The organism is Glutamicibacter sp. 2E12 (genome assembly GCF_050030965.1).
GTDB lineage: Bacteria > Actinomycetota > Actinomycetes > Actinomycetales > Micrococcaceae > Glutamicibacter.
Map to the genome: position 1 here is coordinate 352774 of NZ_CP188297.1, position 20534 is coordinate 373307.

Below are 20534 nucleotides of genomic sequence, written 5' to 3' on the forward strand. Positions count from 1 at the left end.
CAGGGAACGGCGAGCTTTCGCCGTTCCCTGCTTTTGTTTTGAAGCTACTGCCGCGGGCGCAGGTCCAGGCTGAATCCGGGGCATTGCGGAAAGTCCCCGGTGAAGTCGGCTTCCATCCCGAAGGACTCGTAGAAGGCAATTGATTCGGGGGTGGCTTGCCAGTCCAAAATCATCGGAACCGTGCGTTGCCTAGCCCAGTGGAAAACTTCTTCAACCAGCTTCTTTCCGGTACCCGTGCGCCGGGCGGCAGGTGCCACAAATAAGTCATGCAATCGGCCAACGCTGAACGGGGCGCGCAGCCCCCGTCCGTAGTCCTGGGCCGCCGCATAGCCCGATAGCCCCTGGACGGATTCGGCAACGCAGATGAACCAGCTGGAATCCTTTACCAGCGACTGGAAATTCTTTTCAAAGTCTTCTGCGTCCAGCCCTAAACTCGGCGTAAACAGACGCGCCAGACGGTAGATCTCCGCGGTATCGCCTGATCTGGCGCGACGAATGCTATTCGAAGTAGTACTCATGCATCGATCCTAGAAGCGTTTTCGGTGCGCCGCGTGCGCCCCATGAATTTTTCCCGTTCATTATCATCTTCCGGCAGCGCCTGGCGGAAGTCAGCGAAGCGAGGCCATAAGATGTTGGCATGCGAATTGGCAGCCTCAGCGTTTTCGACGACGACGCGCTTCGCGCTGCCAGCCGAATCGAGGCTGCCGCGAACGAGAAGGCCCGTCCTGGTTGGCAAGGAATCGGTGTCGAGGCTCGAATGCTCCAGTGGCGTGCCGCTGACGGATGGAGCAAGAACCTCCGCGGTGCTTGGGAAGGTTCTTCCTTACTCGGCTTCTCGGCATCGATGACCCACCACTCCGCTCCCGACACGTCGTGGATCTATGTTTGGGTCGATCCCATCCACCAGTCGCGTTCCATCGGAAGCGCGCTAGTTTCCGCTGCTGAAGAGATTAGCCCTTCATCGGTGAAACGATTCGTCTCCAGCGCCTACCGCGGCACTTCCGCTGAACTTGGTGCCCTGGAACAGGAATTCGTTGCCCCGCTTGGCTACCACGTAGCTACTACTGAAACCGTGCTGGAGCTGGACCTTGATTCCTGGACTCCTTGGTGCCAAGGAGCCACTCGTGGCTACGAAGTTTCGACCCACGTCAACGGCGTTCCGGAGCACCTGCGAAAACAAGTTGGACAAATCAAGGGGCTCGTAGATGCGCAGGCTCCAAATGGCGAATTAGGCTGGAGCGAGTCAGCGGTTTCCGCGGAAGAATACGCTCAGGAAATCACGCAATGGATCGCCCAAGGTTCCACGGCCATTGAATCCATTGCGCTGGACAAGCACGGTGACGTGGCTGCGTGGACCTGCCTTGTTGTTGCGCCGGCACCGGAGAGCCCTTCGAATATCGACGGGACGCTCGTTCTTCGCCAGCATCGAGGACATCAGCTCGGGACAGCGGTGAAGGCAGCTAGCCTGGACGCTGCCAAACGTCTGGGGACGATTCACCGGGTAAGAACAAGCAGCGACGACCAGAATACTTGGATGCATGCGATCAATGAGAAAATCGGCTTTGTGCCGGTCGAGCATGAAGCGGTCTATCAAAAGAAATGCTCGCCTCTAGGCGGCTGATCCCTTTCCTTGCGGGCGAGCCGCAAATCGCAGCTCCAGCTGATGCAAGTACTTGCGTGGCAGGACCGCGGTCATGAGTGCGCCGCTAGGAAATTCCACCCCGGCCGCGTAGATGTACGGGTCGGTGTCGATCTCAGCACCTGCGGTTTTACTATCCTCAATCTGGACCTCTGCGTGGCCGTTGACCGTCTTCTCGGTCAACATCATCGGCGGTATCGCCGACGATTCCTGAGGCAATCCGAGCTCCTGCCGAAATTGGTTGATAAGTACGTAGTTGGCATGATCAACCAGCGCTGCGGCCAACGGCTGAGCTGCTTCTGCATCACGCGTCCATGTAGTTCTTACGGCCTCATATAATTGCGGATAGTTCATGCGACGGACGTATTCTTCCAGCCACCGCGGCCGCTTGTACTGGTGAACGGAGCCAGGCACCACCCCTTCGACTGCACCTTGCTCCAAGCCACCCAGGAATTTCGATCGATCATCCGCAGCATCCCAAAGGGTGTAGCTGACAGTCACACTCATATCGCACAGACCATGGTCGTCATAGTTGTCTTGAATACTCAGGTATCCCGCATCGTCCAACAGTGGCTGTGCGCGCAGTCCCATTATCGCAACAGGCATGAGCTTGAGTTGTTCTGCTTGTGCCAAGCGTGGATCCGGCGTGGCCGCATCAACACGTCCATCCTTTCTCATGCCTTTAGCATGCTCCGATATCTAGTTCTTGTCCATGAATGGGACCTCCAGATGGGCGTTCGGTGCAGGCTTAAATCACCCGAAATTCCAATCACGTCAGTTCCCAAAGGTCTGGCAGGATAGGGTCATGGCCAATCCAGCGAAATCTCTCACCGAAGAAACCCTTGAAGTAATGAAAATGGCATTAGACCGCCGTGATGAAGTTTTTGCCATAGTGGATCAGGCTACAGACTGGGAAACTGCAATAGCTGATCTGGCTAATCTTTTCGGCGTTGATCAAGACCTCTGTGCATCAGTGATGAATTTGCAGATCAGAAGCTGGTTGCCTTCATGGCGAGCTCGCGTCGATGAAGAATTGGAAAAACATGTGGCTACGCGCATACAGGGATCGGCCCCGTAATTGGAAGAGTTTGAAAGGTTCGGAGCGCAAATGTGGATTCGAACATGACTGCCAACTCGACAAGCAAAGAATCCGTTGCAGCGGAATATTCGATTGATCCACAGACGCTGCGTGAAATTGTTACCGACGTTTCAGCCGTGGAGGCAAGAATCCTCCATCTGGAAGAACTCGGGACACCAGGCGAAGCAGAACGCATCGGGTGGCTGAGAATGACCGGGCGACTGGAAGAAGCCGAAGAGCTGGCATGGAGCTGCCTGCGTCGAAGCGGCTTTGCCAGCCAGGATTTCGCGAGCAGCAATGCACTGCCCTATTCTGGCGTTGCTGCAGCGCTTCGCTTAGCCCATGTTCTGCATTGGCAGGGTCGTTTCGAACTCGCCCAGGCAATCTTTGAGTCAGCGCGAGCGTCTATTCAGAATAGGGACTGCTCCTCCGCTGCAGAGAAACACGTCGCCACCACCCTTGAAGCTTTTGCCCTGCAACACCATGGCAAGCTCTATTTCGACCGGGGCCTGATCGGCCAAGCCCTGGACTGTTTCCGCAGTTCCCTATCCCTAAGGCAGAGGCTGAACGCCTCTGAAGATCAACTCGCATCTTCGCGTCTGGCGATAGCAGCAGCGAAATCCCGCATCTAGGGCTGGCCTTGTACCTTTTCGGGAAAGCTACGGCCAATGAAACAAGTTTGCGCGCGCTTCGTTCCCGCATAGGCTGAACCCATGGGTCCTTCACTGCTGCTAACGCCAATGACCGAGGCGGATGCAGATTTCGTTGCGCGCCTGGCTGCAGACGAACGCGTCATGGCCCATATCGGCGACGGAAGCACCTGGAGCCCGGAGCACACCGCGCAACGCGTGGAACATGCCCTGAGCAGTCCGGAGATCTCCTGGTTTATCGCGCGCCGCCAGAATTCTCCGGTTGGACTTTTCACCGCTACCGAACGCAGGTATGCCACCGAAATCGGCTATTGGATCGCCCCGGAATGCTGGGGCCAAGGCTTGGCGAAGGCAATAGTCAGCGAGGGGCTCGCGCAATTGCAGGAAACCGGTCGAAGCGCATTTATCGCTCGTGCCGATGCCTCGAATATCGCCTCGCTGAAAGTGCTTGCCCGTTACGGGTTCATCGCGCAGGCGAAGGAAGGCCCTGGGCTCATAACGTTGACACGGGTTCTTCCCACTGTACCGGTGCCGCCAGCCAGCTAGGGCGTGTAGGTTTCCGATGGGCGGAGCCTATCGGGTGCTTCTTCCTCTACCGTAGCGCTCGGGGTCGCCGGTTCTTCGAGGTGGGTTCCGGCGCCACGCTGGATAAACAGCACCGCTGCCCAGCCTGCCGCGATGAGGACGGCAACGGCCAGGATCCCGAGGAAGAACACCAGCAGCACAGCACCGCATGACCGCAATCCCTTCACTTCAAGCCTCTTCCCTCATCTAGTCGCCTTGTCGGGATATCCCAGATCAAGTGTAGTCCTCAACCTGTCCAACCCGGGCATGGCGACAAAGCAAAATGCCCTGCCGCTTCCCGATCATCAGGAGAGCAGCAGGGCATCTGGCAGGCCAAAAGCCTAGCGCTGGGACGCGCCGAACTTCTCGGTAGCCGCAGCCACCGCCGCGGCACGAGCCTCGGACGCCTCGTCGGCGGTCAGGGTGCGGTCGGCGGCACGGAACCTCAGGCCGAAGGCCAACGACTTCTTGCCGTCTTCGATGCCCTGGCCCTGGTACACGTCGAACAGCGCGATGTCTTCGAGCAGTTCACCGGCGCCTTCGCGAAGGGCGGCAAGCACATCTCCAGCCACGACGTCCTGGTCGACAACCAAGGCCACGTCCTGGGTAGCCAGCGGCTGGGCGGACAGGTGCTGCTGGGCAACAACCACTGCAGGTGCAGCAGCCATCAGTGCGGCAGCATTCAGTTCCATGGCCACGGTACGTGCTGGCAGGTCCTGGTCCTTGAGCAGCTGCGGGTGCAGTTCACCGGCGTAGCCAACGACCTGCCCGGAAACCTTCAGTACTGCAACACGGCCCGGGTGGAAGGCCTGGTGGCTGCCCTGGGCAACCTCAAGCTCAACGCCGAGGACATCTGCCGCGCAGTGCGCCGCATCCAGCGCGTCGGCCCAGTCCCAGGCACGCGGTGCGAAGCCGGCCGCAGCCGATGCTTCGCGGCCGGTGAGAACCGCGGCCAGGTGCCATGGCTGGTCAGGGACGCCGTTGAGCAGCTCGGCCAGGACCTCATCGCTTGGCTTTTCACCTAGCGGAGGCAGAACCGAGGAGCCCAGCTGCGTACCTGGCAGGAAGACGAGGCCTCCTTCATACAGCGCCAGGTCGCGGAAGCCACGGCCGATGTTGCGGCGAGCGGTTTCCAGCAAGCCCGGCAGCAGCGAGGTGCGCAGGAAGCGGAATTCCTTGGAAATCGGGTTGGCCAGCGAAATGGCCTTGACCTCGGTACCGGCTTGCGCAGCACCAAAGGTGCTGTTCTGCGCTTCGGAAACGAACGGGTAGTTCAAGACCTCGGTCAGCCCTGCATCTGCCAAGCCCTGCAGCAGGCGGCGGCGCTGGGACTGGGCGCGGGTCAGGCCACGGCCCGGAGGGGCCACAGGCAAGGTCGCCGGGATCTTGTCATAGCCGACTACGCGGGCTACTTCCTCGACCAGGTCTTCCTTGATGTCCAAATCCGGGCGCCAGCTTGGTGCGGTGACCAGGAAGCCCTCGGCGTTCTGCTCAACGCTCGCGCCGATGCCTTCCAGCGCGGTGATGGTCTGCTCATCGGTGTAGTCCACGCCGATCAGGGCTCCCGCGAAACCTGCCGGCAGCTGGATCTGGGTGTCGGCAGGAATCTGGCCCGCGTCGGTGGCCTTGGTGGTTTCGGTGCCGCCGGCCAGCTGCACCAGCAGGTCCACGGCACGCTGGGCCGCGATCTGCATGATGCGTGGGTCCACGCCGCGCTCGAAGCGCTTGGAGGCTTCGGAAGGCAGCTTGTGGCGACGGCGCGAACGGCCGATGGACACGGTGTCGAAGTGAGCGGCTTCGATCAGCACGCGGCTGGTCGAATCCGAGACCTCGGTGGCCGCGCCGCCCATGACGCCGGCAACGCCAATGGCGCCGGACTCATCGGTGATCAGCAGGTCCTCGACCGACAGCTCGCGTTCCTTGGCATCCAAGGTCACCAGCTTTTCGCCGGCGTTGGCGCGGCGCACGGTGATCGCACCGGCCAGCTTGTCAGCATCGTAGAAGTGCAGTGGCGCGCCGAGTTCCAGCATGACGTAGTTGGAGATATCGACTACCAGCGAGATCGAGCGCATGCCGGCCAGCTGCAGGCGCGAAGCCATCCAGCGCGGGGTCGGGAGGCTCGGGTTGATGCCGGTGACCTCGCGGGTCACGAAGCGGGTGCAGCCCGGTACGCCGTAGATCGGCGCTTCGTCGCGGAGCACTACCTCATGGCCGGCTTCGGTGGCTTCCGAAACGGTCACGATCGATGCGGGATCGGTGAAGGAGGTGCCGGTGGCCAGCGCGTATTCGCGCGCTACGCCGCGGATCGAGAAGCAGTAGCCGCGGTCCGGGGTCACGTTGATCTCCGCCGCCTGGTCATCCAGGCCGAAGAGCTCGAAGACGTCGGTGCCCAGTTCCGGGTCCAGGCCCAGCTTGGACAGGACCATGATGCCGTCGTGGTCTTCGCCGATGCCCAGCTCGCGGGAGGAAGCGATCATGCCCGCCGAGGTGTGGCCATAGGTCTTGCGCGGCGAGATCTTGAAGTCCCCTGGCAGCACGGCGCCGGGCAGGGTGACAACGACCTTGTCGCCTTCCACGAAGTTGTGCGCACCGCACACGATCCCCTGCACGCCCGAGGGGTCGATGCCCTTGCCGGTCAGGGTCTGCTCGGCGCCTTCTGGAACCACGCGAACCTGGCACCAGTTGATGGTCTTGCCATTGGAGGCAACTTCCTTTTCCAGGGAAATCACCTGGCCGACCACGATGGGGCCCGAGAGCTCATCGCTTGGACGGTGGACATCTTCTTCTTCGAGGCCGACCTTGACCAGGTCTGCCATGACGTCTTCAGCCGATGCGTCGGCTGGTACCTGCGCGTACTCGCGCAGCCAAGATAGTGGAATACGCATTGCTTAGATCTCCATCCCGAAGTGCTGGCTGAAACGGATGTCGCCCTCGATCATGTCGTGCATGTCTGGGACATCGTTGCGGAACATGAGCGTGCGCTCGATGCCCATGCCGAAGGCGAAGCCGGAGTACTCTTCGGGATCAATGCCAGCTGCGCGCAACACGTTCGGGTTGATCATGCCGCAGCCGCCCCACTCGATCCAGCGCGGTCCGCCCTTGGCACCTGGGTGCCAGATGTCCAGCTCTGCCGATGGCTCGGTGAACGGGAAGTAGGCAGGGCGCAGGCGGATCTGCGCTTCGGCGCCGAACATCTGCCGGGCGAAGTGCTCCAGGGTGCCGCGCAGGTCGGCCATGGTCAGGCCCTTGTCCACGGCCAGGCCTTCGAACTGGTGGAAAACCGGGGTGTGGGTGGCATCGAGCTCATCGGTGCGGAAGGTGCGCCCAGGGCACAGCACGTAGACCGGCACATCGCGCTCGAGCATCGAGCGGACCTGCACCGGGGAGGTGTGGGTACGCAGCACCAGGTGCGCGTCGGCAGGCTCCACGAAGAAGGTGTCCTGCATTTCGCGGGCAGGATGGTCCGGCTTGAAGTTCAGCGCGTCGAAGTTGAACCATTCGGATTCGACTTCCGGGCCCTCGGCGATTTCCCAGCCCATGCCGACGAAGATGTCGGATACACGGTCCTGCAGGACCGAGAGCGGGTGGCGGGCGCCAACGCTGCGGCGGCGGGCGGCGGCGGTGACATCCACGGTTTCTTCGACCAGGATGCGGGCGGCTTCGGCTTCTTCGAGCACGGTGGTGCGGGCAGCCAGGGCCTTGTTGACCCGTCCGCGGGCACCGCCGACGAGCTTGCCGGCAACAGCCTTCTGGGTCTTGTCCAGCTTGCCGATCTGGCGGTTGGCCAGGGACAGCGCGGACTTCTCGCCGGTGTGGGCCAGGCGCGCTTCCTTCAGCTCGTTCAGGTCGCCAGCGGCCTGGATGGCTGCCAGGGCGGCGTCGACCGCGCCCTGGATGCCGGCTTCATCGGTTGGGTGCGGAACATTGGACTCCCCGACAGGAGCTTGTTCAGTTGTCTGATCAGACATGGGATCGATCGACCCTTACTCTTATCTTGTACTTACGCGTAGAACACTTTGCTTCCATTCTATGGCTAAGGGCCCGTGATCGTTTCACCGATGACGGGCCCTTGGCGTGAAGCTTCTTACCTTGAAGCAGGATTGCTGCTCATTAATGCAATTCCTTGGCACCCTTTGGCGCGAAAGCGGCAACGAAGACGAAGGTCAAAACCAGCAGCGCCCCGCCGAATACTGCGGAGTAGAACATGGTGTGGTCGACCTTGGCGGTGGCCTGGTAGGCGGCGGCGCCCTTGATCATGTCGAAGGTGACGGTGTGGTGCTCGACGGTACCCGGGGTGTGCGAGGTGACTGCGCCGGGGAAGGTGACGTGCAGGTTCGCTTCGGTGAAGGAAGAATCCACGGTGGCTTTGTCGCCCGGCATCGAGAAGGAGTATTCCTTCCCGTCATCGCCCAGGTTGATCTCGAAGCCGAAGACGCGGAATGCGTCAGCCAGCTGGACGTAGGTCATCGGGCTGGTGGTTTCAAAGCGCAGGCCGACGTTTTCGCCATCATCGATGTTGCTGTAGCTCCACTGGTCCCCCAGCTGCTGTTCCATCATTTGGATGTCGATCTGGCTCTCGAGGACTTCTTCAAAGCTGACGCCATTGAGCGTCGACTTGTGCAGGGTCAGCTGCATGGCCCCGGCGACCTTGTCTTTGCCCAAGACGTTGACTTCTGCGTTCATGTTGACGCAACCAGAAAGTGCTAGGACGGCGGCGAAGGCCAGAGCGATAACGCTCATAAATCGCTTCACGAAAAGTGCTCCTCAAAATATCGGCTATAGGCACAGTGCCAGAAGTTGGCGCGGTAATAAGCTTACGGGTGTTTAGCGCTGCGCCCCGGCACGTGCCTGGGCCAGGCATGCCGCCACGATCGGCGCATCGGCCGGAATCCATGGGACGACCGCGGACAGCGAGTCATCGAGTTCCAGCCAGGCCAGCTGGTCATGCCCGTCCAGGGTCGCTGGCTCGCCCTCGGTGATTTGGGCGAACCACATGCGCATGGCGGCCTTCTCGCTCAGCTGCCACCCTTGGGGATGCGGGCCTGGGATGGGCGCGCCAAGACGCATCTGCACCCCGAGTTCCTCGCGCAGCTCGCGGTGCACGGCCTGGACTTCGCTCTCGCCGGGTTCGACTTTTCCACCGGGGAATTCCCAGAGCCCGGCAAGGGCTTGAGGGCGGTTGCGGCGCGCGGCAAGCAGCCTGGTGGGCCGGGCCAGGTCATCGACGATGGCCACGGCAACAATTTGCTTGAGTTCAGCTGCCATGGGAGTCCAGTGCGCTCCGATTCGCTGAGCGCTGGGCGCGGGCCGAAGCGTACAGGCAGACGGTGGATGCGGTACCCACGTTCAGGGATTCGGCAACACCGTAGAGCGGCACGGCCACGCGGTAGTCGGCGGCGTCCTTCTCGCGCTCCTCCAGCCCCTGGCCTTCATTGCCGAACAGCCACAGGGTTGGCGCTTCCAGCACCGGCTGTGCTTCTGGCGCTTCGGTGCCTGGCTGGCTTGCACGCAGCACGGCGGCATCCTGCAGGGTGTCCAGGTTGTGCGCCGCATAGCCGTCGGCGGCCAGGATCTGGCTTCCGGTGGTCTTCGCGGCGGCGACCAGGTGGTCGAATTCGATGTTGTTCAGCACCGGTACGTGGAACAGCGAGCCGGCGGTGGAGCGCACGGCCTTCGGATTGTAGATATCCACGCTGCCCTTGGTCAGGATCACCGCATCGGCTCCGGCGGCATCGGCGGCACGCAGGATGGTGCCGGCATTGCCCGGGTCCTGGATGCGGCAGAGCACGGCGATCAGCTTCGGCTTGGTGTCCAGCACCTCGCTCAGCTGCGGCTGGGACATGGCGACCACGGCAAGAATGCCCTGCGGGGTCTGGGTGTCAGCCATGGCGTCCAGCACTTCGCCGGTGACGATGCGGGTTGGAACCTTGGCTCTATCGAGCAGCTGCACGAATTCTTCGTGGCTCTCCAGAAAGCCGCCGACAACATAGACGCCCTGGACCAGGTTGTCGTCCTCCAGATGGGCCTTGAGTGCTTCGCGTACCGTCTGCGGGCCCTCAACGAGGTATTCGCCGGTGGCTTCGCGCCCCTTGCTCTTGGCCAGACGCGCGATGGCTTTGACTCGTTCGGCGCGTGGATTGGACATCACTTCTGGAGGAAAACTGCTCATGTCTCGAGAATACCGGTAGAAACACGCAAAGGGCGGGTCCGCGCTGTGCGCGGGACCCACCCTTCGGTGTGATCTGTCCTACCTGAGCCTCAGCTCAAAGGGAGAAGAGATTTACTTCATCTGCTGACGGGATTCGCCGCCAGCTGGTTCGAAGCCTGCAGCCTTGGCAGCTTCGATGGAGTTGAACCAGAACTCGGCTTCGGTCTGGTCGTACCAGGTCGAGCCTGGAACGTGGTACTTGTTCGAGCCAGCGTTGCCCTTGATGATGAAGCCCTCAGGTGCGTCTTCGCCTTCAACGGCCTTGACTACGCCTTCGCCCTCGACGGACTTGGCAGCAGCCTTTGGAGCCTTGGCAGCCTTAGGTGCAGCAACCTCAGCAGCGGCAGCCTTTGGGGCGTTGACGTCAGCTGGAAGTGCATCCTTGGCAAGCTTTACCAGGGTAGCGAAAGCGTTCGAGTCCGAAACAGCCAGCTCTGCGAGCATACGACGGTCAACCTCGATCTGAGCAGCCTTCAGGCCCTGGATCAGACGGTTGTAGGTCATGCCGTTGGCGCGGGATGCAGCGTTGATGCGCTGGATCCACAGGCGGCGGAAGTCGCCCTTGCGCTTACGGCGGTCGTTGAAGCTGTAAACGAACGAGTGGAGCAGCTGCTCCTTGGCCTTACGGTACAGGCGCGAACGCTGACCGCGGTAACCCTTTGCGCGTTCCAGAACGACGCGACGCTTCTTGTGGGCGTTTACTGCCCGCTTCACACGTGCCACGTGTGTACTCCTTCAAGTCAGTTCCCCAGTGCCCGCGATTTTGCGGGATGGGTGAAATCTATGGGTGGTGGGGTATTGCTTCCCCGTATTGCGAAAGGGAGAGCTTAGAGGCCCAGCATCCGCTTGATGGTCTTTACATCGGCCTTAGCGACGATCTGGTCAGAAGCCAGGCGACGGGTAACGCGCGAGGACTTGTGCTCCAGGTAGTGGCGACGGTTGGCCTGCTGGCGAGCGAGCTTACCGCTACCGGTGAGCTTGAAGCGCTTCTTGGCGCCACTGTGAGTCTTGAACTTCGGCATAGCTGCCGTTCTCCTTACGTGCTCCACCCGGTAAAGCACCGGGTGGGGATCATCCGAAGCGGGCCCCGATAAAGGTGACCGCTGTTGTTCTCTTGTAGTTGGACCTTCCCGGAAGAAGATCCTTCACCGTGAACGGTGACGGGCTCGAAAGCCCAACAGGCTTGGCTAGGCGTCGCCTTCAGCTGCCTGACGTGCCTGCTCCAACTTGGCGCGGGCTTCATCATCCATGGAAGCTGCGACATTCTGGCCCTCGGTCTCAGCCGGAGCGTCGGTGCGGATCTTGCGCTTGGCCGCGCTGCGGCCACCCGACTTCTGCTGCTGTTCGCGGCGAGCCTCTGCCTTGTTCTTCAGCGGACCAACAACCATGACCATGTTTCGGCCATCGATGCGCGGGCTGGACTCAATGATTCCAACTTCGGCGACGTCTGCTGCAAACTTTTCAAGCAAGCGAATGCCCATCTCTGGACGCTGCTGCTCACGACCACGGAACTGGATCATGGCCTTGACCTTGTCGCCGGCGCCCAGGAAGCGCAGTGCGTGGCCGACCTTGGTCTCGTAGTCGTGGGTGTCGATCTTCAGGCGGAAGCGGACTTCCTTCAAGACCGTGTTGGTCTGGTTTTTACGAGCTTCGCGAGCCTTGACAGCGGCTTCGTACTTGTACTTGCCGAAATCCATCAATTTGCACACTGGAGGCTTGGCGCTGGGTGCCACCTCGACCAAGTCCAGATCGGACTCGAGAGCAAGACGAAGCGCGTCCTCGATACGGACGATGCCTACCTGCTCGCCATTAGGGCCGACGAGACGTACCTCTGGCACGCGAATGCGCTCATTAATGCGTGGATCGCTGATGTGTCACTCCTGAAATTCGTAATCCATGACCGCAAACAAAGAAGGCCCCCGTCTGCGATTGCAGGCGAAGGCCAAAAAGAACGACAAAGCCGAACACGGGATTGCTCCTGCGTAAGCGCTTGGGGAATGCATTGCTGCAATCCTGCCGAAATACCCGGAAGCCTGGAAACGGCGACAGCGGGTGGGAGTTGGCCTCCACTTGCATGGCTCAATACTAGTACGAATCCCCCATCCAGTGCTAGCTGGAGAACTGCGAGAAGTACCGGCATCGAGTCGGTCTGTGACAAGCTTAGCAGTATGACTAACGAAGACACCAACTCGCACCAGCACGCTGTCGACCAGCAGGTGCGCGATATCGCAGAAGTTGCAGCCGTTGAAATCATCACCACGGCCGCCGTCCACCTGATGAGTGCAGCAGCAGTCAAGTGCGGACTTGCAGAGGGCGAAGATGCCAATGAGCTGAAGGATCTCGATGAGGCCCGCAAGCTGATCACCGCACTGGCAGGCCTAGTCACCGCCGGTGCGCCTGAGATCGGCTCGCAGCACGCAACGCCTTTGCGTGACGGCCTGCGCAGCCTGCAGCTGGCCTTCCGCGAAGCTTCAATCATCCCGGATGCACCAGGCAAGGGCCCGGGCGAGAAGTTCACCGGACCGGTCAACTAAGTAATATTGGCTGAATTTTAAGAGATTAACATCATGGACTCGTTTCCCCAGGGAAACGGGTCCATTGTTGTTCGGATCACCAAGCTAGGTTGGAATCATGCAGATGCTCGAACAACCAGTGATCGACGCCGGCGCTTTCCGGCTCCGCCCCTTCCAGCCCAGCGACATTCCTGCCGTGAGGCAGGCCTCCACGGACCCCTACATTACGCAAATCACCACGGTCCCGGCGCAAGGAACTGAAGCCGGCTATGCGGCATTCATCGAGCGCCAGCACCGCCGGGTGGCCGAGGGCAGCGGGTATTCATTTGCCATAGCCGAAACGGCCACGGATCGTGCCGTTGGGCAAATCGGCTTGTGGCTCCGCAATGCCGACCACGGCAGGGCCAGCATCGGGTATTGGATCGCACCGGAGCACCGCAGGCGCGGCATTGCCAAGCACGCGTTGGCTGCGCTCGGCGCCTGGGCATTGGAGCATCCGGGAATCGACCGGATCGAGCTCTACGTGGAGCCGTGGAACGAGGGGTCGTGGCGGGCCGCTGAAGCGTGCGGCTTCCAGCGTGAAGGGTTGCTGCGCAGCTGGGAACAGGTGGGCACCGCACGCAGGGACATGTACATGTACTCGCGGCTCAGGGCAGCTCCACGAGCCTAGGCGATCGTTTCCAGGCGACGGCGGCGGGCGCGGCGAACGCGGCGGCGGATCTGCTGGGCGATTAAGGCAATCACCACGACCACTGCAGCCATCGCGCCGATGCCAAGGAAGGCCGGGGCGGGTCCGAGGTTATCGACGAATATGCCGGTGATCGGCGATCCCAACGCGGTGCCAGCGGTCATCGCAGAGCCATACCAGCCCATGGCTTCGCCGCGACGCTTTTCGGCCACCAAGTCGGTGAGCCACTCAGAGGCCGCCGACAGCGTTGGCGCGCACAGGAAGCCGGGGAGCGCGGAGAACAGCGCCAACGACCAGGTATCCCACGCGAAGTACATGGGGATCGTCAGCACGGCCATGCTCAGCAGCAGCACCAGTGGAGAAATAACCCGCTTCATCGACCCGTAGATCAGGCCGCCGACCAGCGAGGCTCCGCACCAGAAGAAGAACACCAGACCCAGCTGGTGGCTCTGCGCCGACGCGTCCAGTTCGGCCACGATGGCCACTTCTGTGCCGGTGAGCAGCATGCCTGCTCCTGCCGCGGCAATGAATACCGCCAGGACCGAAGCGCTGACCCAGTTGAAACGGTTCTTGAAGTTTCGGCCACGCTGCTTGATGCGGGCGCGGGCAGACTTCATGCCGGCTGCGATCAGCTCGCCCTCGACTTCGGGTACACCCATCGGCGCGGCCGCAATGAAGCTGGCCTCCGCCCCCAAGCGTTCCTCGTGCACGTTGGCCCGCGAGGCGATCGCCTTGGGATCATCGCTGCGCGTTGGCGGATTCAGGATCATCAGCGCCAACCCGGCAACCGTCGAGGTCACGCCGATGACGCTCAATCCAATGACGCTGCTGATCTGGGTGGCGACAATGCCGGCGCTTGCAGGTCCGACGATGAACACCAGTTCGGTGGCGGTGGCATCCAAGGCGAAGGCGGTACGGCGTTGTTCGCCGGTGGTCATGATGCCCAGCGCGGTACGCACCACTGAGAAGACCGGTAGCGCGAAGAGTCCGCCGATGAAGGCCAGCGGGTACACCCAGACCAGTGGAACATGCGGCACCGTGCACCAGACGAGTGTTTCGACGATCACCGATGGGATCATCGCGCGGCGCAATCCCCAGACATCTACGCGGGCACCGCGCCACGGGGCGCCAATGGCGATGCCCAAGGTCATGACGGCCGTGACCAGACCGGCCGAAACCCAGGATTGGCCGAGGTTGTTCACCAGATGCAGGAGCAGCAGCATGCTCAATGCGGAGTGCGGAAGTCGGGCAATCATGCCAATCAGCAACAAAAGTGAGATCTGCGGTTGACGCAAAATCTGCCAATAGCTTTTCATGCCCGGAAAGTTCCTTGTCTGGTCGAAAGGAGCCCGCCGGTTTAGTTCGGCGCGCTGTGCAAACTGAGTTCGAGGGAATCCACTGCTTCAGCGAATTCGGTGTTTTGGGACAAACGTCCGTGGATTGCGCGAGTCGTCTCGCGAGCGTCGTTCTCGCTCGTTCCGGGAGCAAAAACAAACTGCAAGTTCAGTTCCGGTCCGGGACCTCCGCCAAGGACCACTTGCCCGTCCTTGCTGCGTGAGCCGACTCCCCTGCCCGGGGCAACCTTGACGGTCTGCAACTGGCCAAAGCCTTCGGTTGCATCCTGCACTAGGTTGGCGATCTGCTGGTTCTGATAACTCGGAATCCAGTCGATCTGCTTGGCCAGGTTCCAGACCCCCGGTCGTCGAAGCACGAAGGTGAATTCGCTTCCGGGATCGAGTACCAGCAGCTGGCATTCCTCGCTGACTGCCGAGAGGGCCGCCCGCGGGGCGTAAACCGCCACTGGTCGAGCTTCCTTGTGCCAAGCCTGCAATCGTTCGACGGTCGTGAAGATCGGCAGGGCCATGCGGCCATCTGGAGCCTTGATTTTCACCAGCGCCATATCGGCTTCCTTGTCGGATGCGAAGCCGTGTTCCGTCATGGCTTCTTCGCCGAGCTGGGCTACCACCGCAACGAAAACGCGTGCCTCGGACAAGGATTTATGCACCTCGCCCTCCCCTGCGCTGCCATCGCGCAAGGCCGCCAGTGCGGCAACGACGTTGGCGTCGGCCTTGCCGTCGTCCTTGTCGAAATTATGCAGGGGGTTGCCTTCACCGCTCAGGTCCCGGCCTTCCCAGTCCTGACCGGCAGAGTCGGTGCTAGAGCCTGCCTGCGCCAGTGCAGCGACAATATGTCCCGGCAGGTGGCGTTTGGGTGCAGATTCAGGTTGCTCGGTACTCATAGCTCCATGCTATCGGTGGTTTCGGGGTTGTTGGAGGGAAGTTTCAAAACTGCAGTCATGAGCTTGGACACCCCTATCCGATGATTTCAGATTTCTTTCCCAGCACCTGCGCGCAGTCGCGGGCCCGAGGAGGGAAAGACCGGGATCCGCTTTCACGAATAAAAAAAGACGATTCAAAAGCGCGAGCTTCTGAATCGTCTTTCCCTGCTGCAGCATGGGGCCTAGCGGCGACCTGCTACATCGAGCGCTTCTTGCAAGGTGAATTGGCCCGAGTACAGCGCCTTGCCCATGATGGCTCCTTCGATGCCTTCTGGAACCAGCTCGCGCAAGACCCGGAGGTCTTCGAGCGAGGAGATGCCGCCCGAGGCGACAATCGGCTTGCTGGTCTTGGCAGCGATTTCGCGCAATAGTTCAACGTTCGGTCCGCGCAGGGTGCCGTCCTTGGTCACGTCGGTGACGACGTATCGGGCGCATCCGGCATCTTCGAGGCGGGCCAGAACGTCCCACAGGTCGCCTCCGTCCTTGGTCCAGCCGTGGCCGGACAAGGTGGTTCCGCGCACATCCATGCCCACGGCGATCTTGTCGCCGTGGCGGGCAATGGCCTGCTTGGTCCATTCCGGGTTCTCCAGCGCGGCGGTTCCGAGGTTGACGCGGGTAGCGCCGAATTCCAGGGCCCGGTCAAGTGAAGCGTCATCGCGGATACCGCCGGAGAGCTCGACCTTGATATCCAGTTCCTTGGCAATGCGCTGGACAATCTCAACATTGCTGCCACGGTCAAAGGCTGCGTCCAGGTCGACCAGGTGCAGCCATTCAGCGCCGGCGTTCTGCCAGGAGAGCGCAGCTTCCAGCGGGTCGCCGTATCCGGTCTCGGAACCGGCTTCGCCCTGGACCAGGCGCACTGCCTGTCCGCCAGCGATATCTACTGCAGGCAAAAGTTCGAGGATTGGTTGCTCGCTCATGATGTCCTTAGTGAAGAAGTAATGTGATTAGTAGGTCAAGGACCAGGCTGCGATCAGGCTCAGGCCTGCAAGTACCCACAGCGCGATGATCCATGAGATATGGGCCTTCTGGCTCTTCAGCGAAATGGCTCCGCCAATCAGGAAGGCCCCGACAACGCCCAGAATAAGGGTCCACATGCCTAGAGCGTCCCCAACCAGTTGCGAAGCAGCTGCGCGCCAGCGTCCCCGGACTTCTCCGGGTGGAACTGCACTGCCGATAGCGGGCCGTTCTCGACGGCGGCCACGAAGGGCGTTCCGTGCGTCGACCAGGTCACCTGTGGCGGGGTCATCGCTGGCTGGGTTACGTCGAATTCCCACTTCTGAACAGCGTAGGAGTGCACGAAGTAGAAACGTTCACCCTCGATGCCGGCGAACAGCTTGGATCCTTCCGGCGGGCGTACCGTGTTCCAGCCCATGTGCGGGATGACATCCGACTGCAGGCGTTCAACCTTGCCCGGCCATTCGCCAATGCCTTCGGTTTTCACACCGTGTTCCACGCCTTCTTCAAAGAAGACCTGGTGTCCCACGCAGATACCCAAAACCGGCAGGCCCCCGGCAATGCGGCGACCGATCCAGCGCAGGGAACCGGTTTTGGCCAGCTGCTCCATGACCGAGGCGTAGGCGCCAACACCGGGGACTACCAGGCCGTCGGCGGCCACGATCTTCTTCGGATCTGCGGTCAGTTCCACTTCGGCGCCGGCGGCTTCCAAAGCGCGCACAGCGGAGCGGACGTTGCCGGAACCATAATCCAGGACAACTACTGTTTTCTTTTCCACTTACAGTGCACCCTTCGTGGATGGGATCTTGTCGCCCATGCGCTCATCGCGCTCTACCGCTTCGCGCAATGCGCGCGCGAAGGACTTGAACTGCGCTTCAACGATGTGGTGCGGGTCGCGACCCGAGAGCACCTCGATGTGAGCACAGATCTGTGCGTGGAAAGTGATGGCTTCGAAGACGTGACGGGTCATCGAACCGGTGAAGTGACCACCGATCAGGTGGTATTCCTGGCCCGCAGGCTCGCCGGAGTGCACGAGGTATGGCCGGCCCGACACATCGACTACCGAACGGGACAGGGCTTCGTCCAGTGGAGCGTAGGAGGTGCCGAAGCGGCGGATGCCGGCCTTGTTGCCCAGTGCCACGCGCAGTACTTCGCCAATGGTGATCGCGGTGTCCTCGACGGTGTGGTGAACGTCGATGTGGGTATCGCCGGTTGCACGCACGGTGAGATCGATGAGCGAATGCTTGGATAGCGCAGTCAGCATGTGGTCGTAGAACGGCACCGAGGTGCTGATCTCAGAGACACCGGTGCCATCGAGGTCCAGTTCAACGAATACGGACGATTCGCTGGTCACGCGTTCCATGCGGGCGCGACGTGCGCCAATCAATTCGGCAGACATGTCTTCCTTCGCTTGTCTTTGATTACTTCTGCGAGCCGAGCAGTTCGGCAAGTCGTTCCAAGAAGGCTGTGGTTTCCGATTCGGTTCCTGCCGTAACACGCAAGGTTCCCGGGATTCCATTGTCGCGGATGATGATGCCGGCTTCCAACAGGCCTTCCCAAATCTTGCGGGGGTCTTCGACGCCACCGAAGAAGACGAAGTTGGAGTCGGAGACCGATGGCTTGAGGCCAAGTTCCTTCAGGCGCGCGACGATGCGGTCCCGCTGGGACTTGATGTCCTCGACCTGGGCCAACAGCAACTCGATGTTCTTCAAGGCCGCGATGGCGGTTGCCTGGGTCACTGCCGACAGGTGGTATGGCAGTCGCACCAAGCGGATGGCATCGGTGACTTCTGGCGCAGCGGCCAGGTAGCCTACGCGCGCACCGGCCAGGCCGAAAGCCTTGGACATGGTGCGCGAGACAATCAGCCGCTGGCGGCCTTCGAGCAGGCTCAGCGCCGAGGTGGTGCTGGCCAAGGAGAACTCGGCGTACGCCTCATCCACGATCACTATGCCGTTATGCTCGCTCATGGCTTCATATACCGCGGTGATGACGTCCAGGCCAAGGGCCGTGCCGGTGGGGTTATTCGGAGAGCAGAGGAAAACGATGTTCGGCTTGTGCTCGCGAACCTGTGCGGCTGCGGAATCGGCGGACAACGTGAAATCTGCGGCGCGTTCACCGGCGATATATTTCGTGTCAGTACCACTGGCAAGCAGCGGGTACATGGAGTAGGTAGGGCCGAAGCTCATCACGGCACGGCCGGGGCCGCCAAAGGCTTGCAGGATTTGCTGCAGGATTTCATTGGAACCGTTAGCGGCCCAGATATTGTCCTTTGTGAGCGAGTGGCCGAGGTAATCGGCTAGGAGTTCGCGAAGCTCGGTGAACTCGCGGTCCGGATACCGGTTCAACGTTGCCGCCGCCTTGGCCACCTCTTGTGCAATGGCATCGACGACTGTCGGTGGCAACGGATGGGTGTTCTCGTTGACGTTCAGCTGGATGGGCACGTCAATTTGTGGTGCGCCATAAGGGGATAGCCCGCGGAGATTCTCACGCAAGGGCAGCTGACTCAAAAGTTCACTGCGGTCATTCACGCATCAAGTCTACGTGCGCAGCGCGCCTGCCGGTGAATCCGCTACGGCCACAGGTAACAAACTCGAAGCAGGCTGGGGAAGCTAGCCGGCAAGGACCGGAATCGAGAGGGTTTCGCCGACCTGGATTTCGCTGCCGGTCAGGGCATTGAGTTCGGCGATGTGGCCCACTGCCGAGGTCACGTCGTAACCGGTGGCGTAATCCCGGGCCAGGCTCCACAGCGTATCCCCTGGAATAACGGTGACATCAACGGTTCCGACTCCAACAGGAGTATCGGCTGCGGCATGCGCGTCAGAGGCAAACATGGAGATGAAGAAAGCTGCGGCGATGGTGAGTGCGAAAATGGGCATACCCACAAGCACGGCCCATCCGCGACGGTTGATGCGGATCTTCAGTGGTGCCTGGGTCTGATTTGAGTCAAGTGCGACGGTTGCCATGACTTTGTCTCCTCAAGAAATTCAAGTGATGCGAATTTGTATTCGAAAGCGTAGGTTCGAAAACTTGTTCGAACCTCGTATATCTGTTCTAACAGAGGTTTGCGGAACTTGTCCAGAAGTTTTCGAACAAATCTTTGAAAGAAGCTCGCTTATCTACTAAGATTTCGAAGTAGACGAGCAATGAAAACATCTCACCATCTAGCGCCGACAGTTTGGACTTACGAACTTTCGAATGATTGCTAGGGAAGGCAAAATCTCATGTCAGCTTCACAACGCACTCCCCGATCGAATGCACGTTCGCTGACGATTCGCCAAAAGAAGATCCTGGAGACGATCCAGCGGTCAATCGGCAAGAACGGTTATCCACCATCGATGCGTGAGATTGGTGACGCAGTGGGGCTCAAGAGCCTTTCGAGCGTCACCCACCAGCTGAGCCAGCTGGAAAAGCTCGGTTATATCCGTCGAGATCCACGCCGTCCGCGCGCAATGGAAATCCTGCTGCCTCTGCAGCTGGCCGAAGACGCCGAGAAGGCCGAAGTTTCGAAGCCGGTCGAGCCAGATGCCAGCGAAGACGCCAAGATCATTGAATTGAGCACTTCCGCTGACACCACCATGGTTCCCCTGGTTGGCCGTATCGCTGCCGGCGGTCCGATCCTTGCCGAACAGTCCGTCGAAGATGTTTTCTCGTTGCCTCGTCAGCTCGTAGGCCACGGCGAACTGTTCATGCTCAAGGTTTCCGGCGATTCAATGGTTGACGCTGCGATTTGCGATGGCGACTGGGTAGTTGTCCGCCGCCAGCAGACGGCGGACAACGGCGACATCGTAGCTGCCCTGCTCGATGAAGAAGCCACGGTAAAGACTTTCCGGCAGCGTGACGGGCACACCTGGCTGCTTCCGCAGAACTCGCGCTACGAACCAATTTTGGGTGATGCCGCAACGATCATGGGACGCGTCGTCTCGGTGATGCGCTCGCTCTAGAATACGTACGGTCATTGC

General features: G+C 60.8%; 26 protein-coding genes. 7 read left to right on the forward strand and 19 right to left on the reverse strand.

The features are described from left to right. Positions 1–44: 44 nt before the first annotated feature. Positions 45–518 carry a GNAT family N-acetyltransferase gene (locus ACP3TE_RS01585; protein WP_133832940.1) on the reverse strand — a complete coding sequence of 158 codons (474 nt, stop codon included), beginning with the start codon at positions 516–518 and terminating at the stop codon, positions 45–47. 119 nt (positions 519–637) lie between these two features. Here ACP3TE_RS01585 and ACP3TE_RS01590 point away from each other — a divergent pair, with 119 nt between their 5' ends. Continuing rightward, on the forward strand, positions 638–1621 hold the full coding sequence (locus ACP3TE_RS01590) for a GNAT family N-acetyltransferase (RefSeq protein ID WP_133832941.1): 984 nt from the start codon (positions 638–640) through the stop codon (positions 1619–1621). Here the strand turns inward: ACP3TE_RS01590 and ACP3TE_RS01595 are convergent. Beyond that, positions 1610–2317, reverse strand: a complete 708-nt coding sequence (locus tag ACP3TE_RS01595; RefSeq protein WP_426734988.1) for a hypothetical protein — start codon at positions 2315–2317, stop codon at positions 1610–1612. The genes ACP3TE_RS01590 and ACP3TE_RS01595 overlap by 12 nt on opposite strands. Before the next feature lie 127 nt (positions 2318–2444). Here ACP3TE_RS01595 and ACP3TE_RS01600 point away from each other — a divergent pair, with 127 nt between their 5' ends. The 3 genes from ACP3TE_RS01600 (at position 2445) to ACP3TE_RS01610 (ending at position 3913) form a co-directional block, all read left to right on the forward strand. Continuing rightward, positions 2445–2717 carry a hypothetical protein gene (locus tag ACP3TE_RS01600; protein ID WP_133832943.1) on the forward strand — a complete coding sequence of 91 codons (273 nt, stop codon included), beginning with the start codon at positions 2445–2447 and terminating at the stop codon, positions 2715–2717. A gap of 44 nt (positions 2718–2761) precedes the next feature. Continuing rightward, positions 2762–3349, forward strand: coding sequence for a hypothetical protein (locus tag ACP3TE_RS01605; protein ID WP_426734990.1), 588 nt, complete (start codon positions 2762–2764; stop codon positions 3347–3349). Between the two features lie 81 nt (positions 3350–3430). Next, entirely contained in the window at positions 3431–3913 is a 483-nt protein-coding gene (locus ACP3TE_RS01610; RefSeq protein ID WP_426734992.1) for a GNAT family N-acetyltransferase, read from the forward strand. Here the strand turns inward: ACP3TE_RS01610 and ACP3TE_RS01615 are convergent. The 9 genes from ACP3TE_RS01615 to infC all read right to left on the reverse strand — a co-directional run bounded on the left by ACP3TE_RS01615 (position 3910) and on the right by infC (position 11977). Beyond that, positions 3910–4119 carry a hypothetical protein gene (locus tag ACP3TE_RS01615; RefSeq protein ID WP_105658142.1) on the reverse strand — a complete coding sequence of 70 codons (210 nt, stop codon included), beginning with the start codon at positions 4117–4119 and terminating at the stop codon, positions 3910–3912. The two genes, ACP3TE_RS01610 and ACP3TE_RS01615, sit on opposite strands and share 4 nt — an antisense overlap. Before the next feature lie 153 nt (positions 4120–4272). Beyond that, positions 4273–6816 carry a phenylalanine--tRNA ligase subunit beta gene (gene pheT / locus ACP3TE_RS01620; RefSeq protein ID WP_133832946.1) on the reverse strand — a complete coding sequence of 848 codons (2544 nt, stop codon included), beginning with the start codon at positions 6814–6816 and terminating at the stop codon, positions 4273–4275. Positions 6817–6819: 3 nt separating this feature from the next. Beyond that, a complete protein-coding gene (gene pheS / locus ACP3TE_RS01625) occupies positions 6820–7899 on the reverse strand; it encodes a phenylalanine--tRNA ligase subunit alpha (RefSeq protein ID WP_105661889.1) in 1080 nt (359 codons plus the stop codon). A gap of 142 nt (positions 7900–8041) precedes the next feature. Then, complete coding sequence (locus ACP3TE_RS01630; RefSeq protein ID WP_426734995.1) at positions 8042–8683, reverse strand: LppM family (lipo)protein; 642 nt, start codon at positions 8681–8683, stop codon at positions 8042–8044. A gap of 72 nt (positions 8684–8755) precedes the next feature. Further along, positions 8756–9196, reverse strand: coding sequence for a (deoxy)nucleoside triphosphate pyrophosphohydrolase (locus tag ACP3TE_RS01635; RefSeq protein ID WP_426734997.1), 441 nt, complete (start codon positions 9194–9196; stop codon positions 8756–8758). Then, positions 9186–10100, reverse strand: a complete 915-nt coding sequence (locus ACP3TE_RS01640; protein ID WP_426734999.1) for a TrmH family RNA methyltransferase — start codon at positions 10098–10100, stop codon at positions 9186–9188. Before ACP3TE_RS01640 ends, ACP3TE_RS01635 begins: the two co-directional genes overlap by 11 nt. A gap of 111 nt (positions 10101–10211) precedes the next feature. Then, the gene (gene rplT / locus ACP3TE_RS01645) at positions 10212–10862 is read right to left on the reverse strand and encodes a 50S ribosomal protein L20 (RefSeq protein WP_105658148.1); all 651 of its coding nucleotides are present in this window, start codon (positions 10860–10862) and stop codon (positions 10212–10214) included. Positions 10863–10966: 104 nt separating this feature from the next. Beyond that, on the reverse strand, positions 10967–11161 hold the full coding sequence (gene rpmI / locus ACP3TE_RS01650) for a 50S ribosomal protein L35 (RefSeq protein ID WP_013348480.1): 195 nt from the start codon (positions 11159–11161) through the stop codon (positions 10967–10969). 165 nt (positions 11162–11326) lie between these two features. Next, entirely contained in the window at positions 11327–11977 is a 651-nt protein-coding gene (gene infC, locus ACP3TE_RS01655) for a translation initiation factor IF-3 (protein ID WP_388023856.1), read from the reverse strand. Between the two features lie 330 nt (positions 11978–12307). Between infC and ACP3TE_RS01660 the strand changes: the two genes are divergently transcribed. Continuing rightward, positions 12308–12673, forward strand: a complete 366-nt coding sequence (locus tag ACP3TE_RS01660) for a DUF1844 domain-containing protein (protein WP_426735002.1) — start codon at positions 12308–12310, stop codon at positions 12671–12673. Positions 12674–12776: 103 nt separating this feature from the next. Then, entirely contained in the window at positions 12777–13322 is a 546-nt protein-coding gene (locus ACP3TE_RS01665) for a GNAT family N-acetyltransferase (RefSeq protein ID WP_400342864.1), read from the forward strand. On the opposite strand, the gene ACP3TE_RS01670 is transcribed toward ACP3TE_RS01665, so the two are convergent. From ACP3TE_RS01670 to ACP3TE_RS01705, 8 genes are all read right to left on the reverse strand, one after another. Further along, positions 13319–14656, reverse strand: a complete 1338-nt coding sequence (locus ACP3TE_RS01670; RefSeq protein WP_105658151.1) for an MFS transporter — start codon at positions 14654–14656, stop codon at positions 13319–13321. The genes ACP3TE_RS01665 and ACP3TE_RS01670 overlap by 4 nt on opposite strands. 41 nt (positions 14657–14697) lie before the next feature. After that, entirely contained in the window at positions 14698–15579 is an 882-nt protein-coding gene (locus ACP3TE_RS01675) for an SseB family protein (protein WP_105658152.1), read from the reverse strand. 221 nt (positions 15580–15800) lie between these two features. Continuing rightward, positions 15801–16538 (reverse strand): bifunctional 1-(5-phosphoribosyl)-5-((5-phosphoribosylamino)methylideneamino)imidazole-4-carboxamide isomerase/phosphoribosylanthranilate isomerase PriA, encoded by a 738-nt coding sequence (priA, locus tag ACP3TE_RS01680; protein ID WP_105658153.1) that lies wholly within the window; start codon positions 16536–16538, stop codon positions 15801–15803. A 27-nt stretch (positions 16539–16565) separates the two neighbouring features. Next, positions 16566–16715 carry a hypothetical protein gene (locus ACP3TE_RS01685; protein WP_166650645.1) on the reverse strand — a complete coding sequence of 50 codons (150 nt, stop codon included), beginning with the start codon at positions 16713–16715 and terminating at the stop codon, positions 16566–16568. A 2-nt stretch (positions 16716–16717) separates the two neighbouring features. Next, the gene (hisH, locus tag ACP3TE_RS01690) at positions 16718–17353 is read right to left on the reverse strand and encodes an imidazole glycerol phosphate synthase subunit HisH (RefSeq protein ID WP_105658154.1); all 636 of its coding nucleotides are present in this window, start codon (positions 17351–17353) and stop codon (positions 16718–16720) included. Beyond that, on the reverse strand, positions 17354–17974 hold the full coding sequence (hisB, locus tag ACP3TE_RS01695; protein WP_013348471.1) for an imidazoleglycerol-phosphate dehydratase HisB: 621 nt from the start codon (positions 17972–17974) through the stop codon (positions 17354–17356). It lies immediately after the preceding gene. A gap of 22 nt (positions 17975–17996) precedes the next feature. Continuing rightward, positions 17997–19103, reverse strand: coding sequence for a histidinol-phosphate transaminase (locus ACP3TE_RS01700; protein WP_426735005.1), 1107 nt, complete (start codon positions 19101–19103; stop codon positions 17997–17999). A gap of 81 nt (positions 19104–19184) precedes the next feature. Beyond that, positions 19185–19538, reverse strand: coding sequence for a LysM peptidoglycan-binding domain-containing protein (locus ACP3TE_RS01705; protein WP_105658156.1), 354 nt, complete (start codon positions 19536–19538; stop codon positions 19185–19187). Between the two features lie 258 nt (positions 19539–19796). On the opposite strand from ACP3TE_RS01705, the gene lexA reads away from it, so the two are divergent. Then, positions 19797–20516: a transcriptional repressor LexA gene (gene lexA / locus ACP3TE_RS01710; RefSeq protein WP_105658157.1), complete on the forward strand. Its 720-nt coding sequence runs from the start codon at positions 19797–19799 to the stop codon at positions 20514–20516. Positions 20517–20534: the final 18 nt, after the last annotated feature.

Coding starts and splice junctions, on each gene's coding strand:
- ACP3TE_RS01585 (WP_133832940.1), bottom strand. CDS start 518: ATGAGTACTACTTCGAATAGCATTCGTCGCGCCAGATCAGGCGATACC.
- ACP3TE_RS01590 (WP_133832941.1), top strand. CDS start 638: ATGCGAATTGGCAGCCTCAGCGTTTTCGACGACGACGCGCTTCGCGCT.
- ACP3TE_RS01595 (WP_426734988.1), bottom strand. CDS start 2,317: ATGAGAAAGGATGGACGTGTTGATGCGGCCACGCCGGATCCACGCTTG.
- ACP3TE_RS01600 (WP_133832943.1), top strand. CDS start 2,445: ATGGCCAATCCAGCGAAATCTCTCACCGAAGAAACCCTTGAAGTAATG.
- ACP3TE_RS01605 (WP_426734990.1), top strand. CDS start 2,762: ATGACTGCCAACTCGACAAGCAAAGAATCCGTTGCAGCGGAATATTCG.
- ACP3TE_RS01610 (WP_426734992.1), top strand. CDS start 3,431: ATGGGTCCTTCACTGCTGCTAACGCCAATGACCGAGGCGGATGCAGAT.
- pheT (WP_133832946.1), bottom strand. CDS start 6,816: ATGCGTATTCCACTATCTTGGCTGCGCGAGTACGCGCAGGTACCAGCC.
- pheS (WP_105661889.1), bottom strand. CDS start 7,899: ATGTCTGATCAGACAACTGAACAAGCTCCTGTCGGGGAGTCCAATGTT.
- ACP3TE_RS01635 (WP_426734997.1), bottom strand. CDS start 9,196: ATGGCAGCTGAACTCAAGCAAATTGTTGCCGTGGCCATCGTCGATGAC.
- ACP3TE_RS01640 (WP_426734999.1), bottom strand. CDS start 10,100: ATGAGCAGTTTTCCTCCAGAAGTGATGTCCAATCCACGCGCCGAACGA.
- rpmI (WP_013348480.1), bottom strand. CDS start 11,161: ATGCCGAAGTTCAAGACTCACAGTGGCGCCAAGAAGCGCTTCAAGCTC.
- ACP3TE_RS01660 (WP_426735002.1), top strand. CDS start 12,308: ATGACTAACGAAGACACCAACTCGCACCAGCACGCTGTCGACCAGCAG.
- ACP3TE_RS01665 (WP_400342864.1), top strand. CDS start 12,777: ATGCTCGAACAACCAGTGATCGACGCCGGCGCTTTCCGGCTCCGCCCC.
- ACP3TE_RS01670 (WP_105658151.1), bottom strand. CDS start 14,656: ATGAAAAGCTATTGGCAGATTTTGCGTCAACCGCAGATCTCACTTTTG.
- ACP3TE_RS01675 (WP_105658152.1), bottom strand. CDS start 15,579: ATGAGTACCGAGCAACCTGAATCTGCACCCAAACGCCACCTGCCGGGA.
- priA (WP_105658153.1), bottom strand. CDS start 16,538: ATGAGCGAGCAACCAATCCTCGAACTTTTGCCTGCAGTAGATATCGCT.
- ACP3TE_RS01685 (WP_166650645.1), bottom strand. CDS start 16,715: ATGTGGACCCTTATTCTGGGCGTTGTCGGGGCCTTCCTGATTGGCGGA.
- hisB (WP_013348471.1), bottom strand. CDS start 17,974: ATGTCTGCCGAATTGATTGGCGCACGTCGCGCCCGCATGGAACGCGTG.
- ACP3TE_RS01705 (WP_105658156.1), bottom strand. CDS start 19,538: ATGGCAACCGTCGCACTTGACTCAAATCAGACCCAGGCACCACTGAAG.
- lexA (WP_105658157.1), top strand. CDS start 19,797: ATGTCAGCTTCACAACGCACTCCCCGATCGAATGCACGTTCGCTGACG.